General features: G+C 58.9%; 23 protein-coding genes and 1 tRNA gene. 17 read left to right on the top strand and 7 right to left on the bottom strand.

Annotated features, from left to right (window positions below; genetic code table 11):
• Positions 1–4 precede the first annotated feature (4 nt).
• The 4 genes from GOB81_RS04765 to GOB81_RS04750 all read left to right on the top strand — a co-directional run bounded on the left by GOB81_RS04765 (position 5) and on the right by GOB81_RS04750 (position 3,973).
• Entirely contained in the window at positions 5–607 is a 603-nt protein-coding gene (locus GOB81_RS04765) for a riboflavin synthase (protein ID WP_173569213.1), read from the top strand.
• A gap of 8 nt (positions 608–615) precedes the next feature.
• Positions 616–1,914 carry a 3,4-dihydroxy-2-butanone-4-phosphate synthase gene (gene ribB / locus GOB81_RS04760; protein ID WP_173569285.1) on the top strand — a complete coding sequence of 433 codons (1,299 nt, stop codon included), beginning with the start codon at positions 616–618 and terminating at the stop codon, positions 1,912–1,914.
• Positions 1,915–1,936: 22 nt separating this feature from the next.
• Positions 1,937–2,419 carry a 6,7-dimethyl-8-ribityllumazine synthase gene (gene ribH / locus GOB81_RS04755; protein ID WP_173569212.1) on the top strand — a complete coding sequence of 161 codons (483 nt, stop codon included), beginning with the start codon at positions 1,937–1,939 and terminating at the stop codon, positions 2,417–2,419.
• Between the two features lie 1,185 nt (positions 2,420–3,604).
• On the top strand, positions 3,605–3,973 hold the full coding sequence (locus GOB81_RS04750; protein WP_242010048.1) for a hypothetical protein: 369 nt from the start codon (positions 3,605–3,607) through the stop codon (positions 3,971–3,973).
• Positions 3,974–4,637: 664 nt separating this feature from the next.
• Here the strand turns inward: GOB81_RS04750 and fdhD are convergent.
• Positions 4,638–5,474 (bottom strand): formate dehydrogenase accessory sulfurtransferase FdhD, encoded by an 837-nt coding sequence (gene fdhD, locus GOB81_RS04745; RefSeq protein ID WP_173569211.1) that lies wholly within the window; start codon positions 5,472–5,474, stop codon positions 4,638–4,640.
• Positions 5,467–6,102, bottom strand: coding sequence for a molybdenum cofactor guanylyltransferase (mobA, locus tag GOB81_RS04740; RefSeq protein ID WP_173569210.1), 636 nt, complete (start codon positions 6,100–6,102; stop codon positions 5,467–5,469). The genes fdhD and mobA overlap by 8 nt, the downstream gene beginning before the upstream one ends.
• Positions 6,103–6,213: 111 nt before the next feature.
• Between mobA and mobB the strand changes: the two genes are divergently transcribed.
• Genes mobB through GOB81_RS04725 form a run of 3 tightly spaced genes read left to right on the top strand, consistent with a single transcriptional unit; the run spans position 6,214 to position 7,344 of the window.
• The gene (gene mobB / locus GOB81_RS04735) at positions 6,214–6,741 is read left to right on the top strand and encodes a molybdopterin-guanine dinucleotide biosynthesis protein B (protein WP_173569209.1); all 528 of its coding nucleotides are present in this window, start codon (positions 6,214–6,216) and stop codon (positions 6,739–6,741) included.
• 54 nt (positions 6,742–6,795) lie between these two features.
• Complete coding sequence (locus tag GOB81_RS04730) at positions 6,796–6,972, top strand: hypothetical protein (protein ID WP_173569208.1); 177 nt, start codon at positions 6,796–6,798, stop codon at positions 6,970–6,972.
• A gap of 42 nt (positions 6,973–7,014) precedes the next feature.
• Positions 7,015–7,344: a hypothetical protein gene (locus tag GOB81_RS04725; RefSeq protein ID WP_173569207.1), complete on the top strand. Its 330-nt coding sequence runs from the start codon at positions 7,015–7,017 to the stop codon at positions 7,342–7,344.
• 175 nt (positions 7,345–7,519) lie between these two features.
• Here GOB81_RS04725 and GOB81_RS04720 read toward each other — a convergent pair whose 3' ends face one another.
• The 5 genes from GOB81_RS04720 to fdnG are packed head-to-tail and all read right to left on the bottom strand — an operon-like array spanning position 7,520 to position 14,364.
• Entirely contained in the window at positions 7,520–8,758 is a 1,239-nt protein-coding gene (locus tag GOB81_RS04720) for a molybdopterin molybdotransferase MoeA (RefSeq protein WP_338421307.1), read from the bottom strand.
• A 23-nt stretch (positions 8,759–8,781) separates the two neighbouring features.
• Positions 8,782–9,702, bottom strand: coding sequence for a formate dehydrogenase accessory protein FdhE (fdhE, locus tag GOB81_RS04715; protein WP_173569205.1), 921 nt, complete (start codon positions 9,700–9,702; stop codon positions 8,782–8,784).
• On the bottom strand, positions 9,702–10,355 hold the full coding sequence (locus GOB81_RS04710) for a formate dehydrogenase subunit gamma (protein WP_173569204.1): 654 nt from the start codon (positions 10,353–10,355) through the stop codon (positions 9,702–9,704). Before GOB81_RS04710 ends, fdhE begins: the two co-directional genes overlap by 1 nt.
• A complete protein-coding gene (fdxH, locus tag GOB81_RS04705; RefSeq protein ID WP_173569203.1) occupies positions 10,355–11,302 on the bottom strand; it encodes a formate dehydrogenase subunit beta in 948 nt (315 codons plus the stop codon). Before fdxH ends, GOB81_RS04710 begins: the two co-directional genes overlap by 1 nt.
• Positions 11,303–11,313: 11 nt before the next feature.
• Entirely contained in the window at positions 11,314–14,364 is a 3,051-nt protein-coding gene (fdnG, locus tag GOB81_RS04700) for a formate dehydrogenase-N subunit alpha (protein ID WP_173569202.1), read from the bottom strand.
• Positions 14,365–14,496: 132 nt separating this feature from the next.
• Here fdnG and GOB81_RS04695 point away from each other — a divergent pair, with 132 nt between their 5' ends.
• From GOB81_RS04695 to fliM, 10 genes are all read left to right on the top strand, one after another.
• Positions 14,497–15,609 (top strand): IclR family transcriptional regulator, encoded by a 1,113-nt coding sequence (locus GOB81_RS04695; RefSeq protein WP_338421306.1) that lies wholly within the window; start codon positions 14,497–14,499, stop codon positions 15,607–15,609.
• 191 nt (positions 15,610–15,800) lie between these two features.
• Complete coding sequence (locus GOB81_RS04690; RefSeq protein WP_173569201.1) at positions 15,801–16,220, top strand: SRPBCC family protein; 420 nt, start codon at positions 15,801–15,803, stop codon at positions 16,218–16,220.
• A gap of 55 nt (positions 16,221–16,275) precedes the next feature.
• Positions 16,276–16,866, top strand: a complete 591-nt coding sequence (locus tag GOB81_RS04685; protein WP_173569200.1) for an NAD(P)H-dependent oxidoreductase — start codon at positions 16,276–16,278, stop codon at positions 16,864–16,866.
• A 372-nt stretch (positions 16,867–17,238) separates the two neighbouring features.
• The gene (locus GOB81_RS04680) at positions 17,239–18,099 is read left to right on the top strand and encodes a hypothetical protein (protein ID WP_173569199.1); all 861 of its coding nucleotides are present in this window, start codon (positions 17,239–17,241) and stop codon (positions 18,097–18,099) included.
• A gap of 197 nt (positions 18,100–18,296) precedes the next feature.
• Positions 18,297–21,029 (top strand): DNA gyrase subunit A, encoded by a 2,733-nt coding sequence (gyrA, locus tag GOB81_RS04675; RefSeq protein WP_408736901.1) that lies wholly within the window; start codon positions 18,297–18,299, stop codon positions 21,027–21,029.
• Positions 21,019–21,531, top strand: a complete 513-nt coding sequence (coaD, locus tag GOB81_RS04670; RefSeq protein WP_173569197.1) for a pantetheine-phosphate adenylyltransferase — start codon at positions 21,019–21,021, stop codon at positions 21,529–21,531. Before gyrA ends, coaD begins: the two co-directional genes overlap by 11 nt.
• A 117-nt stretch (positions 21,532–21,648) precedes the next feature.
• Positions 21,649–22,131, top strand: a complete 483-nt coding sequence (locus tag GOB81_RS04665; protein ID WP_173569196.1) for a peptidylprolyl isomerase — start codon at positions 21,649–21,651, stop codon at positions 22,129–22,131.
• A 67-nt stretch (positions 22,132–22,198) separates the two neighbouring features.
• Positions 22,199–22,274: transfer RNA gene (locus GOB81_RS04660), tRNA-Lys, on the top strand.
• A 342-nt stretch (positions 22,275–22,616) separates the two neighbouring features.
• Complete coding sequence (locus GOB81_RS04655) at positions 22,617–23,090, top strand: flagellar basal body-associated FliL family protein (protein ID WP_173569195.1); 474 nt, start codon at positions 22,617–22,619, stop codon at positions 23,088–23,090.
• Positions 23,087–24,205, top strand: coding sequence for a flagellar motor switch protein FliM (gene fliM, locus GOB81_RS04650; RefSeq protein ID WP_173569194.1), 1,119 nt, complete (start codon positions 23,087–23,089; stop codon positions 24,203–24,205). The genes GOB81_RS04655 and fliM overlap by 4 nt, the downstream gene beginning before the upstream one ends.
• The last annotated feature ends 15 nt before the right edge of the window (positions 24,206–24,220 follow it).

Here is a 24,220-nt window from a genome sequence, read left to right as displayed (position 1 = left end):
ACGTATGTTTTCAGGAATCATCGAACATCTCGGGACGGTTGCCGCAGTTCAGTCCGGAAATGCGTCCTGTACTCTCGATATCGACACGGGCATGACGGACGTGACTCTCGGCGAAAGCATTGCCGTGAATGGCGTCTGCCTGACTGCCACCGAGTTCAACGAAGCCGGGCGTGTCCGCTTCTTCGTCAGTTCCGAAAGCCTTGACCGCACGGCGCTGGGGCGCCTGAAGGAAGGCTCCCGCATCAATCTGGAGCGCGCGGTGACGCCAGCCATACGGCTGTCCGGTCATATCGTGCAGGGTCATGTGGACGGGGTGGCGACGTTCTGCGCCGCCGATCCGGTGGGTGAGGCGCGGCGGCTGGTCTTCGCCGTGCCGCAGGCTCTCCGGCGTTACATGGTCGAGAAAGGCTCCGTCACGCTGGACGGCATCAGCCTGACGCTGAACGCCGTGAGCGAGCCGAAAGACGGGGAATTCACCATCGAGGTGATGATCATTCCGCACACCTGGGAACACACCACGCTGGGATCGCTTTCGTCGGGTGAGCCGGTGAATGTCGAAGTCGACGTGATTGCGAAATATGTGGAGAGCGTATGTCAGTATCGGTGAAAGACGGGATGTCTCTCTCGCTGAAACGGGCGATCGAGGCGATCCGCGAGGGCCGCATGGTCATCATGGTCGATGATGAGGATCGTGAGAACGAGGGCGACCTCGTCATGGCGGCGGAGTTCATGACTCCGGCGGCAATGAACTTCATGGTGACGCACGGGCGCGGTCTCGTCTGCCTGCCGCTCACGCCGGAACGGGTGGAGCAACTCGGCCTGCCGATGATGGTGCAGGTGAACAACGCTCCGCGCAGCACGGCTTTTACGGTCTCCATCGAGGCCACTGAAGGCGTGACGACCGGCATCTCCGCCCATGATCGTGCCCGCACCGTTCTGGCTGCCGTCGCTGCTGATGCCAAACCGGCCGACCTCGTCTCGCCGGGACATATTTTCCCCTTGCGGGCCATGCCCGGTGGCGTGCTGGAGCGTGACGGCCATACGGAAGGGTCCATCGACATCGCACGACTGGCCGGATGCGCGCCTTCCGCCGTGATTTGTGAAATCCTGAGCGAGGACGGCACCATGGCCCGTCGTCCCGAACTGGAAGTGTTCGGACGCAAGCATAATCTGCCGATTATCTCGATTGCCGAACTGACCGCATGGGTGCGTGAACACGGGGTTGACCCGGTCAGCACGCAGAATCTGGCGGACACGCTGGTGACCAGCACCGTGGTTGCGGAACTGGCGCAGGCACAGTTGCCCAGTGTTTATGGCGGTGAGGATCTGGTGATTCATGCGTTCCGGGATGCGGAAGGTGTGGAGCATGTCGCGCTGGTGAAGGGCGATCCGACGGGCAAGGGGAGCGTGCCGCTGGTCCGGATGCACTCCGAATGCGTGACGGGTGATGCGCTTGGCTCGATGCGGTGTGACTGTGGTGCACAGTTGCACGCGGCGTTGCGCGAGATTGGTAAGGCCGAAAGCGGCGTGCTGCTTTATGTGCGCGGCCATGAGGGGCGAGGCATCGGGCTTGGCAACAAGATCCGTGCCTACGCGCTTCAGGATCGGGGGCTGGACACGATCGACGCCAATCATCGCCTCGGCTTCGAGACCGATGAGCGCGACTGGTCAGCCGCTGCCGCCATCCTGCGCGATCTCGGCGTGACGACCCTCGACCTGATGACCAACAACCCTGCCAAGGTCACGGCTCTTCAGGAACGAGGCTTCACGGTCCGGGAGCGGATCGGGCTGGAAGTCGAGCCAACCGCCTTCAATCGCGCCTATCTCGCGGCGAAACGGCAGAGGATGGGTCATACTCTGCGGGCAGAGTCCGTCGTCTCTCCTCTTCCCGTCAGCTCAATCTCCGCCCGCTAAGTGGTTTCTGAAAGGTTTTGTCATGAGCACACGTTCTCCTGAGTCCATTCCGTCCCTGCACCTGTCGCCTGCGCCGCGCCTCGCGTTGGTGGTCAGCCGTTTCAATGAAGACGTGACGGGTGGTCTGCGGAATGGCTCCATCGAATGGCTTGGCGAACATGGGATCGAAGTCGCGGCCGATGATGTGTTCCTCGCCCCGGGTGCGTTCGAACTGCCGTTGCTGGCGCAGGCACTGGTGAAAACGGGCAGATATGAAGGCGTGATCTGCCTCGGTTGCGTCATCAAGGGCGACACAGCGCATTTCGAGTTCATCAGCCTCGGCGCGACGGTCGGCATTCTGCAGGCATCTCTGGCGACGGAAACGCCGATCGCCTTCGGTGTGCTCACGACCTATACGGAAGAGCAGGCGGTCTCCCGCTCGCGTGCGGACGTGCACAACAAGGGCCGGGAAGCTGCGGCTGCGTGCGTGGAATCAATCGCGCTGCTGCGTCGCATCAGAGGCTGACTGTAATTTGGTAAGCGCCCGCTCAGTTGTGGCGGTTAAAGCCCAGCCGCAGGGAATGTGTTCGATGAAAGGGAAGACATACGGGCTGGGTTTAGCTGTTGGTCTGATGATCCTTCCTTCCGTTATGGAAGCGCAGACACATTATGCTGGCCGTGCATCCTCCACGGCCAGCCGGACGGAGATGTACCGACGCCCAAGCCTGCCAAAGCCGGGCGTCCAGTCCGTTCCGGCTCCTGTGTCCCCACGTCCTCTGACGTCCCCCGTGGCGCCTCGTTCCTCTTTGGGACACACATATCAATCGCCGCTTATGGAGCGCCGTGTACCGGATGCGCCAGCGTTGCCGCACACGGCAAAGCCGGTGCTTCCACAATCCTATAAAAGCGAATCTACACCCGCCTCCGCCATATCCCGTTTGCGGCCCTGAGCGGCAATCCGCCGTGGAGACTCTGTTTCCTCGCGAAAAGGGCGGCTTGTCAGGGGGCAAGATAGAGGCGACCAGCAGGAAGTGGGTTTCTTCTGTAAGGACTCCCCGCGGTTTCTCGCGTCGGGCGGCTGCGCCTTTGTAGAGTTCGCTGATGCTACCTTGCGGGCGTCCGCAAGCTGGATAGGTGACGTTTGACGCTTTTGTGGTGTGCCCCTCGATGCTTTTTTGTGGCTGTTTCGCTGGCATAAACAATCCTTGCCGATGAGAAGTCGCTGTCGATTTTCTGCTTTCAGTCGAAAAAGAATTTCTCTTGTCTTGTCAGTATAAAGTTCAAAATTCCTGCTGGGATTCCCATTCTTGGGTGATCGTTTCGGGTGAAAACTCCTGAACATTTCCGGTGAAATAATGCCTTGCGCGGTCAGAGCGCAAAATAAAGCATTCCTGATCACAATACTGAAAGACCATCAGCGATGGTCCCCTCACATTACATGGAACTCTTCTGATTTATCGAGCATAGGTGCGGGCGCTCCCGTGCTGATCGCTTGTCCCGAAAACGGCGTATTTTGCCTGGGAGGCGATCGACTTTTATCGCTTTCGGTCGGCAGGTTCAGAGCATGAAGTGGCTCGTTTCAGGTGATGTCATGCAGGCTGTGCAGGCGAGAGAGGCCAATGCCGCCGTGCCAAATGTATGCGTTTGGAATATGGTTGCCATTCTCGCGGTGAGATATGGATCGTGAGCGTGGAGAGGAAAGGGAAATGCAATGCGTGGAAGGATAGCGATACTCGCCATCGGGTGTTTCATCATTGGCTCAAGTCCCGCACTGGCACAGGAAGAAGACAGTGATTACAAGGACCTGATGCGGAAGGTGACGACGAATACCACCTGCATGGAATATCTGAACGACGAACACGATGATTATTCCGGCGACAAAATGGCCGAATCCCTTTCTCCTGATGAAGTGACCAAAGGCCTCTCCAAAGCCATCCGCGATGAATGCGAGAAAGCTCCCAAGGAAAGTGTGAGTAACGCCGTCTCTAAAGTAAAGATGGCGTATAATGGCCGACTGTCAGAAATGATGAACAAGATAAAAAGCGAGAACGCGCCGATACATGGCAAAGGCGGCGTGTAGACTCCCGACAGAGGTAATCTATCGGGAGTGAGAGCTTGTCGCTGTCTTGTTCAGTTGCAGGTGCGAATTGCAGATTTTACGCCCGAGTTATCGTCTGGTGCCTGCGGAAGATCGGTAGGGCAGCCGGAATGCTCCATGCCACATCCTGCAAGGAGCAACACAAGCGTAAGTGCCAGTAATCTGTTCATATACCGTACCTCGATAAAATTTTACGAAATATTACTTCAGGGTAGTGACGTTGGAAAGCGTTGATAATGCAGGGCGGCCCTTACGCATCCAATCCGAAGATGAAGATTGGCGCGCCCCCGATTATGCCGCGAAGGGATGAGGGCTCCGGCCTTATAGCGGCTGGCAGGACACCGGGTGCCTCATTAAGCGTTCTGCTCATATTTTCGAGGTCAGTTTTTCATCGAAAGAAGGCTCTCCGCGAGAGTGGTTTTTGCCAGATTCTTTGGTTGCCGGTCTCTTGCTGTTCCATCGCGATGTGTAATCTGGACAAGAGGATGTAGGCGCTTTTGAAATTCCCCGCATGCCCTGCGATCAGGAGAGAGGGAATGGTTTGTATCGGATCATCAGAAATGCAGGCAGATTCACATTCAGTCCGTGCATGCTCTTATGCCTCCCCGCAAAATTTTGATCCACCACTCGTATCTTTGTTCAGACACTAAACTTCAGTCACAGGGGCAGGAGACACAACGTGCAGACCGGTTGAGCGGGCGGGGGCCACCAGAACCAGCCCCGCTTCCCGCGCGATCCGAATGGCGAGGGCCGTGGGGGAGGAAAGGGCGATCACCGCGCTCATGCCCGCCGTTATGGCCTTTGCCGCCATTTCGTAGGAGCAGCGGCACGTCAGCAGACAAAACCCTTCAGTAAAATCAACCTGTTTGCGCAACCCGAGGCCGATCAGCTTGTCCAGCGCATTATGGCGGCCCACATCCTCCCGCACATGCAGGATATGTCCGTCGGGGCGACACCATGCTGCCGCATGCAGCATCCCGACCCCTTTGTTCAGTGTCTGATGATCGCGCAGGTTTTCCAGAGCGTGGCGGATGGAATGTGGTTCGGGTTCCCGTCCTCTGACACGTCCTTCACCACGTTCCATGATGCTGGCCGCGTCCGTTCCACAGATGCCGCATCCCGTACGGCCTGCTATGGGACGGCGACTGCGGGACAGAACGGTGCGCAGCGCTTCAGGGCCGGTGAGAATATCGGCGCGCAGACCGTCTGAAGTCGCCGTCACGGTTATCTGACGCAGATCGGACGGAGAGGAAACGATGCCCTCCGTAAAGGAAAAACCTGTTACAAAATCATCGACGTCATGCGGTGTGACCATCATGACGGCATAGTCCAGCCCATCATAGAACAGCGAAAGCGGCACTTCATCGGCGACCACAAGGGAGTCAGAGGCGCGCTCGACAGGTGCCTCCAGACTGTCATTCACCCAGTTAACCCGTTCGGTATCGTATGTTTGTGCGACAGGAAAAATCGTTTCCTCAGACATGACCGGCATCCTTATCCACCTGCGCAGGGAGCTCGCATGGGGTGTGGTTCTGAGCCAGCAGAAGGTCCTCCGGTGTGTTGATGTTCATGAAGGGATCGTGGTCGGACAAGGCGGCGAAATCGATAGCTCGCGCGCCAATTGCTCTGGCCAGCGTTCGAACGCGTGTCTGCTCCTTTCGCGCTGCGCCACTTGCTCTGCCGAGTTGATCGGCCAGAACAGGGCGACAGGAAACAGGCCACGCCGCGACCAGAGGGTGTGGCCGGTCACTCCAGCATGCATAGCTGGGGGCAGGGAGGAGAGCGGCCACCAGACCGCGCGGAATGAACGGGGTATCTACGGGAACACTGATCAGCGCGTCATATCCTTCGGCTTCCGCCCATTCCAGCCCGCTCAACAGACCGGCCAGCGGACCCATATCGTGCAGCCGATCAGGCAGGACAGGACATTCCCACGCGGCGAAGCGTGCCGCATCGCCATTGGCGCTGATCGCAACAGCGGAACATGCCTGTCGCAGACGGGAAAAGACCAGAGCGAGGCAGGATGTGCCGTTGATGTCGAGAAAGGCCTTGTCCCGGCCCTGCATACGGCTGGCCTGTCCACCGGCCAGCACAAGCCCTGCAACTTTCATGTTCGTTCATCCCGTTTCGTCACAGTGCGGCCTGTCACTACTGGCTTTCAACAGGCCGCAGTTTTACAACGTCGTTGCCATGTTGGTTTATCGCATTGAGGCCCGTCATCCATGCCGTATCCTCGCACACAGCCTGTCTTTGGTATCACAGGACGGAGCGGATCAGGAAAAACCCATCTGATCACACGCCTTCTGCCGTTTTTTCGCCAGCAGGGCCTGAGTGTCTCCACCATAAAGCACACGCATCACGGCGTGGACATGGACAAGCCCGGTAAGGATACGTTCCTGCACCGTCAGAATGGTGCCTCCGAAGTCATGCTGGCTACACCTGAACGCTGGGTGCTTCAGCATGAAACAAAAACACCCCCTGCTTTGCACGAACTGGTGCGGGCCATGCGCCCGGTCGATCTGATACTGGTGGAAGGCTTTCACGCGACCGTGCCTGCCTGTCTGGAAGTGTGGCGTCCCGCGACAGGCAAGGGCCCCCTGTTTCCTCATACGCCTGCCATCATCATGGTGGCGACGGACAGTGCGACTATTCCCGATCGCCGCGAAGGAGTGGTTTTCATGGGGCTGGATGATACGGCCACTCTGGCCCGCACGATCCGCCAGCATGCGTTTCCGCTTGTGGTCGCTTAGAAATAACGCTGTAAATTAAGGAACACGAACCAAGCCTTGTATCGGAGAAGAAAAATGACACTTGAAATGACCCCGGAACAGATGGAACGCTGGGATGAACAGGACTGCGTTTCTTTGACGCCTAAAGAGGAGTGGAGCCCACGCAGACTGGCGATTCTGGAGGAGCTTCGGGCAGTACAGAGAAAGGGTCTTGCAGAAAGGGATAGAAAGGCTCTTGCAGAAGGGGGCTGACAGCCTGTGATGTTCTGTTGTGGTGATCCACTGGAAAAAGCGATGGGGCCGGGGGAAACCTCGGCCTCTTCTCTATTGTGGCTCCCTGTTGATGATCCGCTGATCGGTGCGATGATCGAAGAGGTCACGCGGGACGGTCTCGACGCGTTCGAGAGTATGCGGCTCGATCTGGATGCGGCGATGCAGGGCCATCCCCGGTGGGCCACGATGAAAAAGGTGATCGGGCCCGCAGGAACGTCCGAACCCCACCGGGATGAAACGTCTCCGGCCCAAGGGCAGCACACATTCAGCTCTCCTCCCGGGCGGGCTCATCCTCTCCGAACTGATCGTGGACCGGTATCTGCCGCGCAAACGTGCCCTCGCCATTCCTGAGAAGCTGACGGTCACATCTCAAAAGCCGGGAAGACCCGTGCATCGGCTGAGGGCACGTTCGGGTCTGCGTTCAGAGGTGCCAGCAAGTGCCTGATAAACCAGACCACATGTCCTTCGTAAAACTTGCCTCCATGCCCGTCGAGAATGCAGTTTCAGGACACACGAAAAACTTCTGTCAAAGGTCCGTAAAAGGCACCGCACGGCAATAGCTGCCGATATCCACGCTCTCACCCGCGTCCACTCTCAGCAGGGCCGTCGCGCGCGTCAGGCACCGCACATCCGACGCTCCCACTGACGGGATCAGGGAAAACCGGATTTCCCCCTCTTCCTCCGTATGAGCCACCGGTAAAAAGCTGGTGGCATCGGTGGTCGGTGTGAATGCGAACGCGCTTCGTCCCGCCAGTCGGTTCTCGCGGTGCGGTGGCAGGCCAGTGAAGGCCCGCAGAAACGGCATGACGAAAAGCTGGGCGCACAGGGCCGCCGCTCCGGGATTTCCGGGAAGGCAGAAGATGATTTTCCGTCCAAGCCGCATGACGGTCACGGGTTTGCCGGGCCGCATCCTGACCCGCCGGAACAGGCATGTGGCCCCCATGCGGGTCAGAACGGGCAGGACATGATCCGTCTGCCCGACCGAGATGCCTCCGGTGGTCACCACTACATCGGAGTGCTCGATACATTCACGGAGAGCCTCGCCCAGCTCGTCCGGGCTGTCTGTGGCGGCCACGCGCGACCGGACACGAATGCTCTCGCTTTGTAGCATCGCACTCAGCATGAGCGTGTTCAGTTCTGTGCGGGCATCGGCAGCGTGACAGTCAAATTCCGCGCCATTGGCCAGCACGGCAACGCGGATCGGGCGAGAAACCGCAACGTGAGTCATGCCCTGACTGGCGAGAAGCGCCATGTGCCGCCAGTCCAGTGCCTGTCCACGTGGGAGCAGCGGCGTGCCAGAGAGGAACTCTTCTCCCTTGCGACGAATGTTCAGTCCGGTAACGGGAGTCTGGTTCGTCAGATGCACACGGTCATGTGCCACCACCACACGCTCGCGGGCGACCACACAATCCGCACCGGCTGGAATGCGTGCGCCGGTCAGAATGACGCAGGCTGTGCCGTCCCGCAAAGGCTCCGGACTGTCGCCCGCCGCGACACACCCGGAAAGCGGCAGTCCTTTCTGTCCGGACAGATCCATATCCGCACAGCGAAAAGCATATCCATCCATCGCGGAGATATCGGTTTCCGGGCGACAGGCCACAGCCCGCACATCCTCGGCCAGAATGCGACCGCAGGAGAGCGCGAGGGGGATATGTTCAGCCTCCACCGACGGCAGTTCCCGAAGAGCGGCGGACAGGAGTGCCTGCGCCGTATCGTAATCGACCATTTCGAGGAGGAGATCGGCTGGGTTACTTCTGTCGCTCACTGGAGTCCGGACCAGGCAGTCGCTCATGCGGGGAAGGAAAAAGGATTCAGTGCGATGCGTGTAAAGCCTTCCTGCTCCAGCGCGGCGTCCAGAGTCAAACTGCCCAGATCGTCAGCCGCAGCTTCGAGATGCGGATCATAATCAAGGCGGAAAACCTTGATATATGTTTTGCAGTCTCCGCAGGTTTCAATCTGTATGGGCGCCTTCACATCGTCCAGAGACCAGTGTTCCAGACGACCTGACGCGCCGCACTCCACGCACACGCCCCGAACCCTGTGCCAGCGTGTTTCACAAAGACTGCACTGCAAATAGCGCAATCCTTCCCGATCTCCGCCGAGGACGAGGCTGGCGACAGGAGGAGCGCCGCAACAGGGGCAGAGCGTCGCCTGTGCGCCAGTCTGTCTGCCTGTTTCGGACTGGGAGGAAGCCACAGCCTGCGCCCAGCACAGGGACAGGGCTGCCCACAGCACCACGGCCACACCGGCATCGACCTGTCCGTAATCGCCACGCAGGAGATGGGCGGCCTGAATGCTGAGACTTTCCCGGTCCTGCCCAGCATTTTTCAGTGCAGCACAGGCCGCTTCCGGCAGGTCCGCCGCTCCTGCCTGCACCAGCGCATCATAGGCATTCTGCCAGCCAGCGATCTCCCGCAGACGGCTTTCCAATTCCGGATGATCGTAGCCGCTTTCCATCATCTTGCAGATGGCGACAGCATCCTGCTCGCTGACCGGATTGTTCGCCAGAATGTTCCGTTGCGTTCCGACAAGACCGGAGAGGAAGCGGAAATAGGCTCCCTCATCTTCTCCTTCTGTCGTTGCGCACTCGTTCAGGCGCTTTTCCCGTCGGGCATAGAGCGCATCCAGAACCGGAAAGATAAGCGGCTCGATCGTCGGAACGCCGGGGGTCCGCTTGTCCAGCGGAACGATGTCGGATTCACGCCGCATCAGGAGCGCCGTTTTGCAGAGGGCGTTTCCTCAGGCACAACTTCCTCATCATACCACCGGTCATGATGCTGCCGTGCCCATGCCCGGGAGACATAGCCTGTCACCATGCCGCCAATCGACCCGCGGACCCAGATCCCCATGTAGATATGTCCGAGCACCAGCAGAATCAGGGCCAGAGCGGCCGCCGAGTGGGCAAGAAGCGCCAACCGGACAACAGGGATTGGGAAATACATGGCGAAATAGGCACGCCAGATCACCAGACCCGTGACGAACAGCGCGCTGATCAGTGACATGATGCCCCAGAACAGGATTTTCTGTCCGGCGTTGTATTTGCCGATACGCAGATTTTCACCATGACGATTCATCAGCACATCGACGATGTGACGGAACCAGATGCCATCCGTCCGCACCGGCATGTTGTGATGCACGAAGCGCACGAACATGCACATCAGCAGGAGGAAAACCACGATCCCGAGGAAGGGATGCAGGAGACGTGCCAGTTGCGGCGGCCCAAGCACGCTGCCCAGCCAGTGCAGGCTGGGGAAAAACCACGAAAGCCCGGACATGGCGACAAGGAAGAAACAGGCCACCATCGTCCAGTGAAGCAGACGATCGCCAAACTTTGTGCGCAGAACGCGATTACTGGTGTCCATTACGCATCCCTCCGATCTTCTGCCGGGCCGTGATCGGCCCCTTCCACTTCCAGTTCCTTTTCAGGCTCCGGATCCGGGTGAGGCGTCTCATCGGTCGTGTTGGGGCCGACACCCATATAATGGGCAAAAGCGCCTGCCACGGTGGCGATGAAGCCCAGCGCTCCAACCGGCTTGAGCCATTCCTTCCAGCCCCGCACGATGGGGCTGATGGACGGATTGGCAGGCAGGCGGTGATACAGCTCGGGCTTGTCGGCATGGGTCAGCACATACATGACGTGCGTCCCGCCCACTCCGGCCGGATCATACAGCCCCGCGCCCTCATGGCCGCGGCTTTTCAGCTCACCCACGCGATCAGCCGCCAGATCCTTCATTTCCGCCTTGGAGCCGAAAGCGATCGCACCCGTCGGGCACGTCTTCACGCAGGCAGGCTCCTGCCCGACCGCGACCCTGTCCGCGCACAGGGTGCATTTGTAGGCGCGGTTGTCCTTCTCGCTGATGCGCGGAATGTCGAAAGGACAGCCCGCGATGCAGTAACCGCAACCGATGCACTGTTCCGACTGGAAATCGACAATGCCGTTGGCGAACTGAAGGATGGCGCCCGGGCTCGGGCACGCCTTCAGGCAACCCGGCTCCTCGCAGTGCATGCAGCCTTCCTTGCGCAGCAACCACTCCAGCTTGTCGCTTTCGTCCTCGACCTCATCAAACCGGATGACGGTCCATGTCTCGGAGGTAAGGTCCGCCGGGTTGTCATAAACGCCCACATTGTGCCCGACCTCGTCGCGCAGATCGTTCCATTCCGAACAGGCGACCTGACAGCCCTTGCAGCCGGTGCAGAGAGAGACGTCGATCAGCTTGGCGACCTCCGTCTCATGGCTGCGGGCCTGAGGCGTGGGCGTGAAGCCGTTGGTGGCGGAGCGGCGGATGATGTCCTGTGACTGCATGCTCATCTCAGCGCCCCTCAGACTTTCTCAACATTGACAAGGAACGCCTTGAATTCGGGTGTCTGGGAGTTGGCATCGCCCATGGCCGGCGTCAGCGTGTTGGCAAGGAAGCCTTTGCGCGTGGCGCCCTTGAAACCCCAGTGACACGGAATCCCGACCTGATCGAGATCGTTGCCCATGACATTCAGGCGCTTGAGTCGTTTTGTGACGACCGCCTTGGCTTCGATATATCCCCGTTTCGACGACACACGCACCATGTCGCCAGCCTTGATGTGCAGCTTGCCAGCCAGACGATCGCCGATTTCCACAAACTGCTCCGGCTGCATGATGGCGTTCAGCTGAGAGTGCTTCGTCCAGTGACGGAACAGTTCGGTGATCGAATAAGTGGTCGCCACATAAGGGAACTGTTCGGGATCCCCCATCCTTGGCTTCTCATCGGCGAACACGCGCGAGACCGGATTATGTCTCACCGTCTTGCCCAGGGCCGGCCCGGTGACAGGGCTTTCCGTCGGCTCGTAATGCTCCGGGAAAGGACCATCGACGAGGGAGTGACCTGAAAACAGTCGGGCTACACCTTCGCTCTGCATGATGAAGGGGCCGACACCACTCCCCGGAGGGGAGGTCAGCGGATAATCCGGCACATCGGCGCCGACCCAGCGCTGGCCGTTCCATTCGATGATCTGGCGGCGCGGATCCCACGGACGGCCCTGAGGGTCCATGGACGCACGGTTATAGAGCAGCCGCCGGTTGGCAGGCCACGCCCATGCCCAGCCGGGCGTGTTGCCCAGACCGGTATCCGTGTTGTCGCGGCGGGCCATCTGGTTTCCGGCCTGCGTCCACGATCCGGCGAAGATCCAGCAATAGCTGCTCGTCGTACCGTCGTCCTTCATCACGGAGAAATCGGGCAGCAACTCGCCTTTGCGCACCACGACCTTGCCGGTCGCGTCCTGAATATCGGCGAGCGCGTAGCCGTTGGATTCCTGAGCCACTTCTTCCGGAGTGGGCTCTTCCGGATCGCGGTAGTTCCACTGCATGTTCATCAGGGGTTCGGGGCAGACGCCGCCCTCGCTGGCGTAGAGCGCCCGAAGCTTCGTGAAGATCGTGCCCAGAATATGCCCGTCGCTCCATGCTTCGCCCGGCGGCTGCGCCCCTGAGAAATGCCACTGGAGCCAGCGTGCGGAATTGACGATCGAGCCGTTTTCCTCGGCGAAGCAGGTGGACGGCAGACGGAACACTTCGGTCTGGATTTCTTCCGGCTTCGCGTCGTTATAGACGCCTTCATCCTGCCAGAAGTTCGATGTTTCCGTATCGAGCGGATCCATCGTGACAAGGAACTTCAGTTTGGCGAATGCATCGCGCATCTTGTTCTTGTCCGGCATCGCGGCAAGCGGGTTGAAGCCCTGCGCGATATAGCCGTTGACCTTCCCCTGATGCATCAGCTCGAAATAGGCCAGCATGTCGTAGCTGCGATCCCATTTCGGCAGCCAGTCATAACCCCAGCTATTGGCTGCGGTGGCATGGTCGCCCCAGAGGGTCTTCATCAGGCTGACGAAGAACTTGGGCGTGTTGTGCCAGTAATTGACCTCGCCTGGCTCATCCGCTTTCGGCGTTGACGCCTGAAGGTAAGTGTCCAGCGTCTGCTGGCTGTCCTTCGGGAGGTTCATGTAACCCGGCAGGCGCGTCGAAAGCAGCCCGAGGTCCGTATAGCCCTGAATGTTGGAGTGACCGCGCAGCGCGTTCAGCCCGCCGCCCGGCATGCCGACATTGCCCAGCAGCATCTGGATGATGGCGGCCGTACGGATGATCTGCGAACCATTGGTATGGTGCGTCCAGCCCAGCGCGAAAAGCATCGTGGCCGTGCGATCAGGCACGCTGGTGGATGCCAGCGTTTCGCAGACATGCAGGAAGTCTTTCTCAGGCGTCCCGGTGATCTGTGACACCAGTTCCGGGGTGTACCGGCTGGCGTGGTCGCGCAGCAGGTTCAGCACGCAACGGGGATTCTGGAAGGTCAGGTCTTTCTTGGCAAAACCCTGCTCGTCGCGCTCGTAATCCCACGAAGACATGTCATAGCTGCGCTTCGCGGCGTCATAGCCGGTGAAAACGCCATCGTGGAACTGGAAATCTTCCCGTACGATCAGGGCCGCGTTGGTATAAGCCTGCACATATTCATGCTGAATCTTGTCATGGGAAAGCAGGTAGTTGACCACGCCCAGCAGGAAAGCAGCGTCTGATCCGGCGCGGATCGGAGCATAGAAATCAGCAACGGCCGCGCTGCGATTGAAGCGCGGATCAACAACCAGGACCTGTGCGGCGTTGCGGATCTTGGCTTCCATCACCCACTTGAAGCCCACGGGATGCGCTTCTGCCGGGTTGCCGCCCATGATCAGAACGACGTTGGCGTTCTTGATGTCCACCCAGTTGTTGGTCATGGCGCCACGGCCAAAACTGGGACCAAGTGCTGCGACGGTCGGGGCGTGGCAGAGGCGGGCCTGACAATCCAGCCCCATGATCCCCAGCGACCGCGCGAACTTGAAATCCAGCAGGCCCGTTTCATTGCTGGCAGCGGAGGAGGCGAGCATGCCGGTGCTGAGCCACCGGTTGACCAGTTCGCCCTTTTCGTTGCGCTGGATGAAGTTTTTGTCGCGGTCATCCTTCATCAGGCGCGCGATGCGGTCAGTCGCTTCTTCCCAGCTTATCCGCTTCCATTCCCGGCTGCCGGGCGCGCGGTATGTGGGATACTGGAGGCGGCTTTCGCTATGGATGAAATCGACCAGCCCGGCCCCTTTGGGGCAGAGTGAGCCGCGACTGACGGGGTGATCCGGATCGCCTTCGATATGAAAAATCCGGGCTTTGGCGTTCTTCGCGCCATCACCCAGCGAATACATCAGGATGCCGCACCCGACCGAGCAGTAGGTGCAGTTGTTTCGCGTTTCCTTGGCGCGCAGGAGTTTGTACTGGCGCGTTTCCTGCGCCTGCGCTCGTGGTGGAATGAACCCGAGGGCAAGAGCGCTGGCACCAGCCACACAGGTGCCTGTATTTCTTAAAAACTCTCTGCGCCCGAGGGTCATGAGAACCATCCAGAATGTTTTATCAAAGCAGAAAAAAGACCGCTTAAACCCGCTGGACAGCCTTGTCCTTGATCCTGATCACGTTTTTGTGTGCAAACGTGATTTTCTTTTCAGGAAAGCGCTCAAAAAGAGGTGTTGAGTGTTTCCGGAAGCATTAAGGGCCATGTCCGGAAAACCGGCATCCGCTCCACTCCGGCTTTTTATTCAGGCGGGGCTCTGCCGTGTGAGGAGAAGGCGCGGCTGGCCGTCAGCGCGCCGCGCGCATCCTCGCTTTCGCACGAGAAATCCTGCCGCCGTTGTCTGCATTCGGCGGGTTTCCATCGCGCGATCGGCTTTGTCCGCAAGGTTTGCGAGCAGCCCGGCATGAAGGTTGCCTCTTCCCTGTATAGAAGGACGGCTTTCTCCTCCGGCTTGATCGCGATTGAGCCCCAAGGCGCACACCCTTACAAACAGGACAAGAGCGGGTTTGGTGCCCGGTTTGCAAAGTCTGTCATCACCTTGCCATTGCCCCTGCACAGAGGAGCCTGTCCGATTTCCGCGCCCAAACTGATTCAGTCTGTCGAACGTGCTCTGGCGGTCCTCGAAATCATCGCCCGAGAAGGAGGCGCCGCGCGACTTCAGGACATCGCGGCTCTCAGCGGCGTGGGCAAGACGACGATCCACAACATCCTCATCACTCTGCGTGAACTCGGCTATGTCCACCGCCGCCCCGGCGACATGCGCTATCACCTCGGCGGTCGCATCCTTAATCTCGCCCGTATGGCCGGCGACGATGAGGCCCTTCGGACACGGCTGCGACCGGTGCTGGAGACAATCGCCGGGAAGACCGGTGAAACCGTCTATCTCGCCGTGCCGAGCGGTGACGAGGTGCATTATCTTGATGCGATCGAATCGTCGCAGGCACTCCGCTGCGGTTCTCCCGTGGGGGAATGCGGGCGGCTGGAGAATTCGGCCATCGGGCTGGTCTTTCTCGCCTTCATGCCTGGTCTCCGTCAGCGTGTGCTGGCGACACGGGCGGAGGCCCTGGGGCCGACAATCTGCGCTCAGATCGAAACCGTCAGAACGCATGGCTTCGCGCTGGACCGGGAAAGCCATCTGGCGGGGCTGAACTGCGTGGCGGTTCCCTGGCGGGAAGGGGGCGAGGTGCGTGCCAGTATCGGTCTCAGCGGTCCTTCCTCACGCCTCTCTCCGAAGCGTCTGAGCGACATCGCCTGGATGATCATGCGGGAAGCTGAAATCGCCTGATGGTCCATCAGGGGTGGATAAATGGCCTTCCAGATCGCCCTCTTGTTCCATTTCAGTGGTAACACCCTATCTTCCGCTCTTCTCCCTGGCAGGGAACGGTCCTGAGTTGGCGACGGCATCGCCAGCGCCTCGTAACCCTTGCCGGACTCCATTTCCTCCCGGTTTCGGCCGGGACAGCACGAGAGCAGGACATGATAAACGTCAGCGGTCAGATCGAAGTCGGCGTTGCAGCGGAGACTGCATGGAAACTTCTGGGAGGATTTGACAATCTTCCTGTCTGGATCGGCATGATCGAAAGCAGCGTTCTGGAGGAGGGCGGTCGCGTTCGTCGCCTGACGACGCGCGATGGCACGGTGATCGTTGAGCGTCTGCTGACCTTCAGCGAACAGGAGCGGTGCTACACTTATTCCTATGTCGAGGGACCGGACCCGGTGAAGGACTATGTCGGTGAAGTCCGGGTGCGGGAAACGGGCGCAGGAACCTGCCTGATCAGTTGGGGCAGTCGTTTCGAACCGGTCGGCCTTTCGGAAGACGAGGCTCAGGCACGTTACGCCGCAGCCTATGGCGGAGCCGTGGCCCATGTGAAGGACATGCTCGAAAAACGGGTCTGACCGAATCAGAAGTTCTACGGAAAAATAAAGATATTTTCAGAGAGAAACAAAAAATATGACGAACGTTCTGCTTCTGAATGGCGGAAAGGCTTTCGCTCATTCTCACGGTCGCCTCAACGATACTTTGCAGGCCGTGGCCGTCAGGACGCTTGCTGATCTGGGTTTCGACAGTCGGCAGACGAAAATTGACGATGGTTACGACGTCGAAAAGGAGGTCGAAAACTTTCTGTGGGCCGATATCGTGATCTGGCAGATGCCGGGCTGGTGGATGGGTGCGCCCTGGACGGTCAAGAAATACATGGATGAGGTTTTCACCGCTGGCCATGGCAAACTCTATACCAGTGACGGCCGCAGTCGGGCGCATCCAGAGCGTAAATATGGGTCCGGCGGCCTGTTGCACGGCAAGCGTTATATGCTGTCGGTCACGTGGAACGCACCGGACGAGGCCTTTCTCGATCCGGCCCAGTTCTTCGAGGGCAAAGGCGTCGATGCCGTCTATTTCCCTTTTCACAAGGCGAACCAGTTTCTCGCGCTCGCGGAATTGCCGACATTTCTGGCGTCCGATGTCATGAAGGCGCCGAATGTGGAGGCAACCCTAGTGCGTTACCGGCAACACCTGACTGACGTGCTGGCTTCTGTGTCCTGAAGAAGATGATGGGTGAGCAGGCAAAATTCGCAATGGCATCCGCCTGTCTCTCCCCTTGTCCTGATGTTTGCTGGTGGTGTGTGGTATGCGGCCTTTTCGTATGCCGGATGAGGCCGGCAGACCCGGTGGCGTCGTCTTTTGGCAGTGAAGGACGGGTTTTACAGGCGTGATCGGTCTGTCTGTCGGCTCTTCTGTAGTAAGAGTGCTTTGTGGAGAGCTGACGTCGCTGTAATTCATTTTTTATTTGTCGATACATAGATTATATTTTAGAATTTATTTTTGTATTTATATAGATAATAATATTCGATACGTAATATTGTGTTAATTTATTTATGATTTGAATGCTCGTTAAATATTTAAGGGCGATATAGCATGATGAATGAGGTTTTTCTCAAAGCGATAGATGCGATGCTCCAGTTGAGTATGGCGACGCAGCAGGCCTGTGAGACCTCGCAAAAAGAAATTGGCTATCTTGTCGCCGACGAAGCCGCAAAAAAACGGGCGCAGAAGCGGCTTCACGGTCATTATAGTCAGGTTTACAGTCAGCATTTCGAGGATGGCTACCTCGCCGAGATTTTCTCCCGTATCGGCACACGCACGCGCAATTTTCTGGAAATCGGCGTGGAAGCGGGCCTGCAAAATACAACGCGGCTTCTGCTGGAGCAGGGCTGGAGCGGTGTCTGGGTGGAAGGAAGTCCGGCGGATGCCGATAAGGCGCGCGCGAGTTTTTCCCATTATATCGAAAGCGGGAAACTTAAGATCATTTCCGGTTTCGTGACATGCGAGAATATCGACCAGCTTCTGGATGAGGCCGGTGTCGAACAGGAATTCGATCTGATTACGGTCGATGTTGACTATAATACCAGCCACATCTGGCGTGCCATGAACAGAACGGCCCGTGTCTATTGTATTGAATATAACGCCTCGATTCCGCCGTCTGTGGCTATTGAAGTGCCCTATGACCCGTCAGGCATGTGGGACGGGACCAACTTCTTTGGCGCGGGGCTGAATATGATGGAGAGGATCGGACGCGAGAAGGGGGTTGCGCTGATCGGGTGCGACATTCAGGGCGTCAACGCGTTTTTCGTGTCGGAAAATGAATGTGAGGATCGCTTCTGTGCCCCCTACACAGCTGAAAATCATCATGAGTCGGCTCGATACAGCCTGCTGACCCATCTCGGGCATGCACCATCGCCGGTGGCACGCGTCTGGAGTTGCGCGTCCGCCTCGTAAAGGCGTCACGCCATAAGGCTGCGCCTTACGGTGGAGCAGGCGGTGTGCTAAGGTGAGCGGTCCTTTACACGCTGGCTGTGCCACGTGGCCCGTTTCGACGGACTGCGCGGCCGTGACATGACGGAAGAGCCTTGACCGAGAACACAGACCTGCCCGCCTCGCCCTCCAACCTCGTTCCGGTGGCGATCGAAGAGGAGATGCGCTCCTCCTATCTCGCCTATGCGATGTCCGTCATTGTCAGCCGTGCGCTGCCGGACGTGCGGGATGGCCTGAAACCGGTCCATCGCCGCATCCTCTACGCAATGCGCGAGAGCGGGTTCACGTCGGACAAACCCTACCGTAAATCGGCCCGCGCCGTCGGTGACGTGATGGGTAAATATCACCCGCACGGCGACTCCTCGATCTATGACGCCATGGTCCGGATGGCGCAGCACTGGTCGATGCGCGTGAAGCTGATCGACGGACAGGGCAATTTCGGTTCGGTGGACGGCGATAGCCCGGCCGCCATGCGTTACACCGAAGCGCGTCTGGCCAAGGCGTCCTCGTTCCTGCTGGATGACATCGATCGCGATACGGTCGATTTCCAGCCGAACTATGACGAGAGCGAGAGCGAGCCGACCGTTCTGCCGGCCTCTTTCCCCAATCTGCTGGTTAACGGCGCGACCGGCATCGCCGTCGGCATGGCGACCAACATCCCGACGCATAATCCGGGTGAGGTCATCGACGCCACGCTGGCGATGATCGCCAATCCCGAGATCACGCTCGAAGAACTGATGGAGATCATCCCGGGTCCCGATTTCCCGACCGGCGGCACCATCCTTGGACGCGCAGGCATCCGCTCGGCCTTCGCCACGGGGCGCGGATCGGTCGTCGTGCGCGCGCGAGCAGAGTTCGAGGAAATCCGTAAGGATCGCCGGGCCATCATCATCACCGAGATTCCGTATCAGGTGAATAAGGCGACGCTTCAGGAGAAGATCGCCGAGTTGGTCCGTGACAAGACCAGCGACCGCCATATCGAGGGTATTTCCGACATCCGCGACGAATCGGATCGTTCGGGTATGCGCGTGGTCATCGAGCTCAAGCGCGATGCGACGGCGGAAGTGGTGCTGAACCAGCTCTACCGTTTCACGCAGCTTCAGTCCTCGTTCGGTGTGAACATGCTGGCGCTGAATGGCGGCCAGCCGCAGCTCATGGGGCTGCGTGACGTCCTGTCGGCATTCGTGGCCTTCCGTGAGGAAGTGATCCTCCGTCGTGCCCGCTTTGATCTCAATAAGGCGCGTGACCGGGGTCACATCCTGGTCGGCCTGGTGATCGCCGTCGCCAATATCGACGAGGTGATTCGCGTCATCCGCGCGGCTCCCGATGCGGTCACAGCCCGCGAGCAGTTGATGGCGGCAGAATGGAATGCTGCCGAAGTCGAGCCGCTGCTGGCGCTGATCCACGATGACGGCAATATCGTCGTCGATGGCAAGGTTCGTCTGACGGAAGCTCAGGCTCGCGGTATTCTGGAGCTGCGCCTCCAGCGCCTGACCGGCCTTGAGCGTGAGAAGATCCAGAACGAACTGTCCGAAGTGGCGGTGAAGATCAACGAACTGCTGGAGATCATCCTCAGCCATATCCGCCGCATGGAAGTCATGCGCGAGGAACTGCTCGTGGCGCGCGCGGAAATTGCCACGCCCCGCATGACCGATATCGCGGATTATGCTGGCGATCAGGATGATGAGAGCCTGATCGAGCCGGGCCTGATGGTCGTGACCATCACCCGTGACGGCTTTATCAAACGCACGCCGCTTGAGATATTCCGCGCTCAGAATCGTGGCGGTCGTGGCCGTACGGCCGCCGGTCGTCGTGGCGACGATATCGTCGTCCGCTCGTTCAATGCGCACACCCATCAGTGGGTCCTGTTCTTCTCCTCAGGTGGCAAGGCCTACCGCGAGAAGGTCTGGCGTCTGCCGGAGGCCAGTCCGACCGCAAAAGGCAGGGCGCTGGTCAATCTGCTGCCGGATCTCGGCGGCGATGAAATCACTGCAGTCCTGCCGTTGCCGCAGGACGGGGAGTTGTGGGACGCGCTGCACCTTGTGTTCGCGACGGCGAGCGGCGGTGTGCGGCGTAACCGTCTGAGCGATTTCCAGAATATCCGGTCTTCCGGCCTGATCGCCATGAAGCTGGATGAGGGCGATCGCCTGATCGGCGTAGCAACGTGCCGCGAAGGTCAGGACGTGTTCCTCGCCACCCGCAAGGCGCGCTGCATCCGCTTCCAGATCACCGACGACACGTTGCGTGTGTTCGCGGGTCGTGGTTCGACCGGCGTGCGTGGCATCAGGCTTGGAGAGGGCGATAAGGTCATCAGCCTGTGCGTTCTGAACCATGTCGATGCGACGGTTGAGGAGCGGGCTCTGTATATGCGGGCGGCCAACGCCAAGCGTCGGGCTGAAAACGCCGTTGACGAGGCTGATACTGACGATGTGATTCAGGATGCTGAAGAGGCCGTTCTGGCGGAAGATTCCGCGCTGACGCCGGAGCGCTTCGGTGAGCTTGAGATGGGCGAAGAAATCCTGCTGACCGTGACGGATGGTGGCTTCGGTCGTCGGTCTTCCGCTTACGATTATCGCGTGAGCGGGCGTGGCGGTCAGGGCATCTCCAACATGACTTTCTCCGCGAACAAGCGTGGGTCAGAAGTCGTAGCCACGCTTCCCGTACTGTCCGGCATCGATGTGATGCTCGTCACTGATGCCGGGCGTTTGATTCGCGTTCCGGTGGATCAGGTGCGAGTGATGTCGCGTCAGGCCAGTGGCGTCACGCTGCTGCGTCTGGACGGCAAGGAAGCAGTGACCAGTGTGTTCCCCGTTCTGGAGGACGATTCCTCCGACGGAGACACCGGCGACGACGGCGCTGCTTCGGGAGGGGAAAGCGGGAGCGATGAAGGCTGAGAGACCCGAGCGGGTCGGGTTTTATCCCGGCACGTTTGATCCGGTGACGTGCGGCCATCTGGACGTCATCGAACGGGCGGCCCGGCTGGTTGATCGGCTGGTGATTGGCGTGGCGGTCAACGCGGGAAAGAAACCGCTGCTTTCCGTCGATGAGCGTGTTGCCTGCATTCAGGAAGAGATGCCGGTGCTGGCGGCGCGCACGCACTGCGTGATCGAAGTGTCTCCATTCGACGAATTGCTGGTGGATGCAGTGCGTCGGAGCGGCGCCACGATGATCGTCCGCGGGCTGCGGCTTCTCGTCGATTTCGACTATGAAGCGCAGATGCTGGGGGCCAACCGCAGGCTGGCGCCGGAGATCGAAACGATCTTTCTGATGGCATCGGAGAGCACGCAGTTCATCTCCTCCAGCATGGTGCGTGAGATCGCAGCCTATGGCGGTGATATCAGCGGTTTTACGCCACCGGGCGCGGCACGCAGCGTGCTGGCGCATCTCCGTCGCTGAGGCGGAAATTTTGCGATTCAGGGTTTGTGGCTTAAGCCCTCATCAGCCGGTGCTTCTGTCTGGGCTACTGTTCGGGGCGGAAGAACACCGGGATTCTGGATGTGACTGGATGGGCACATGACTGACAAAAACGATATTCTCAACATGGATCTGGAAAGCGGACGGATTGTGATTCGCCTGCGTTCCGACATCGCACCTCTGGCTGCGGAGCGTCTGCGTACGCTTGCTTCCGAGGGTTTTTATGACAACACGCCGTTTCATCGTGTGATCGAAGGCTTCATGGCGCAGGGCGGTGATCCGACCGGCACCGGTACGGGTGGCAGCAAGCTTCCGGACCTGAAGGCTGAGTTCACGCGTGCGGCGAAATTCGAGCGCGGCACGATCGGCATGGCGCGCACGATGAACCCCGACAGCGCCAACAGCCAGTTCTTCATCATGTTCGAGCCTTCGCCGCATCTCGATGGTCAGTACACCATCGTTGGCGACGTGATCGAAGGCATGGATCTGGTGGATCAGATCAAACGCGGCTCCGGTGCGAGCGGCATGGTCAAGGATCCGGACAAGATCCTGAAGCTGCGTCCGGCCTCCGCAGAGGCCTGAACAGCCGGTTTTTATGGCGATGACTGTTGACAGAGTCGGCAGCCATCGCTACCCGGTTGCCCATGGCGAGCCGGTAGCTCAGCCGGTAGAGCATTCGACTTTTAATCGAATGGTCGTGGGTTCGAGTCCCACCCGGCTCACCATCGCAGGAAATAGCGTCAATATTCCTGCCTTTTCCAGGGCATGTTCTCCGCTCTGAAATCTTCAGAAAAATCCTTCAGGAATACTGCCTTGTACAGCTTTTGCTGATGCACGCTGCAGATTCTGCCGCCGCGGCAGAAATTGCCTCCGATTCCTGCGGAAAAACTTCTTTAGCCCCCTTTCCCCCTGAAATTAGATGATTCTTAAGGCTCAGCCCTTACGTCTCAGACCTGTAGCCGACTGTATCGGTGTGGTTGCCTTGCTACTGAAATGAAATGCCCTGCTTCGTGCTGAAGCGGCCGCATTTCCTCTCGATGGTGGGGTCTCGCGGTTTCGGAGAACGGATGGCGGAAGAAACTGAGACGGCTGGCGTTCTGGCGCCGCCACCCAAAAGTAAGAAGAAGCTGCTCATACTGGTCGGCTCGGTGCTTGGTATCGCATTGCTGGGCGGAGGCGGCTGGTATTACAAGCAGCATGCTTCGCAGCCGCTGAAGAAGGCCGTGTCGGCTGTTCAGGAGGAACCCTTTCTCGTCGATATTCCGACGGTGATTTCGAACCTCGACAGCACGTCGGGGCGGCCCGTGTTCGTGAAGATCTCGGCGAAATTGCAGGTTCGTGGTGCGACCCCGCAACAGGTGACGGCGATGATGCCGGAGATCCAGAACATCTTTCAGTCCTATCTGCACGAAAGTTCCCAGACGGATCTGGGAGGGAACGGCATTTATCGTCTGCGGGAAGCTCTGTTTGACCGCATTACCGTTCAGCTGGCCCCCATTGAAGTGAGAGATCTGCTCTTTACCGAGTTTCTGATCCAATGAGTGAAACACAGAATACCTCAAACACTTCCATCCCCCGACCGGCTCCGACATCTGGTCTTAACGAGCCAAGCAGAGTTGGATCGCAGGGCGGGACTGCGAAGCAGGGTAGCGGCGGAGACGCAGAGCAGGTTCTGGATCAGGCCGAAATCGACGGGATGCTGGGCAATCCGTTCATGTCGGAGGGGGCGGTCGAGACGACTTCTGGTCTTGAGCGCATCATAGGAAGCGGTCTGGTCACCTATGAGCGGTTGCCGATGCTGGAGGTGGTGTTCGACCGCCTCATGCGGGTCGTGTCATCCTCCCTGCGGAACTTCACGAATGATAACGTCGATGTTTCTCTGGACGGCATTAATTCACTCCGTTTCGGCGATTATCTCAATTCGGCCCGGACATCCTGCATCTTTGCGGTCTTCAAGGCGGAGGAGTGGGAAAATTACGGGCTGATGGTCATTGATTCGGCCCTGACCTATTCGATCGTGGACGTACTGCTGGGGGGCGCACGCAATCCTCGTCCCCTCAATGTTGAAGGCAGACCTCACACGACGATCGAACGTGCTCTGGTCGAAAAGATGGTGAAGGTAATTCTGTCGGACCTCAGCATCGGGTTTGATCCGATCTGCGCCGTTAATTTCAAGTTCGAGCGTCTTGAAGTGAATGCCCGTTTCGCAGCGATCTGCCGCAGTTCGAACGCGGTTTTCCTGACACGCATGCGTGTGGAAATGGATGATCGCGGCGGCAATATCGACGTGCTTCTGCCGTATGCAACTCTTGAGCCTGTGCGGGATCTGCTTGTGCAGCAGTTCATGGGAGAAAAATTCGGCCGGGATTCGGTTTGGGAAACCAATCTTGGTGATCATCTTCGGGATACGGACGTGGTGGTGGATGCTGTTCTGGCAGAGCAGACGATGAAATTCTCTGATGTGGCGAACCTTGCGCCGGGTTCAGTGCTGATCCTGGATCAGGAAATCGGTGCATCGATCGAGCTGCGGTGTGGAACCGTGCCGCTGTTCTCGGGGAAGGCGGGGCGCAAGAAAGACAAGATGGCAATCCGGATTGAAGATGACCTGCTGGCTGCAAAGGAAATGTTGCAGTCCTCCGAGGAATTGTACTCCTGAATTTGAGGCGATGGC

It is taken from the genome of Acetobacter conturbans (genome assembly GCF_011516755.1).
Taxonomy (GTDB): domain Bacteria; phylum Pseudomonadota; class Alphaproteobacteria; order Acetobacterales; family Acetobacteraceae; genus Acetobacter; species Acetobacter conturbans.
The sequence above is the reverse complement of the archived record's forward strand: the minus strand, read 5'-3'. Positions and strand labels throughout refer to the sequence as shown.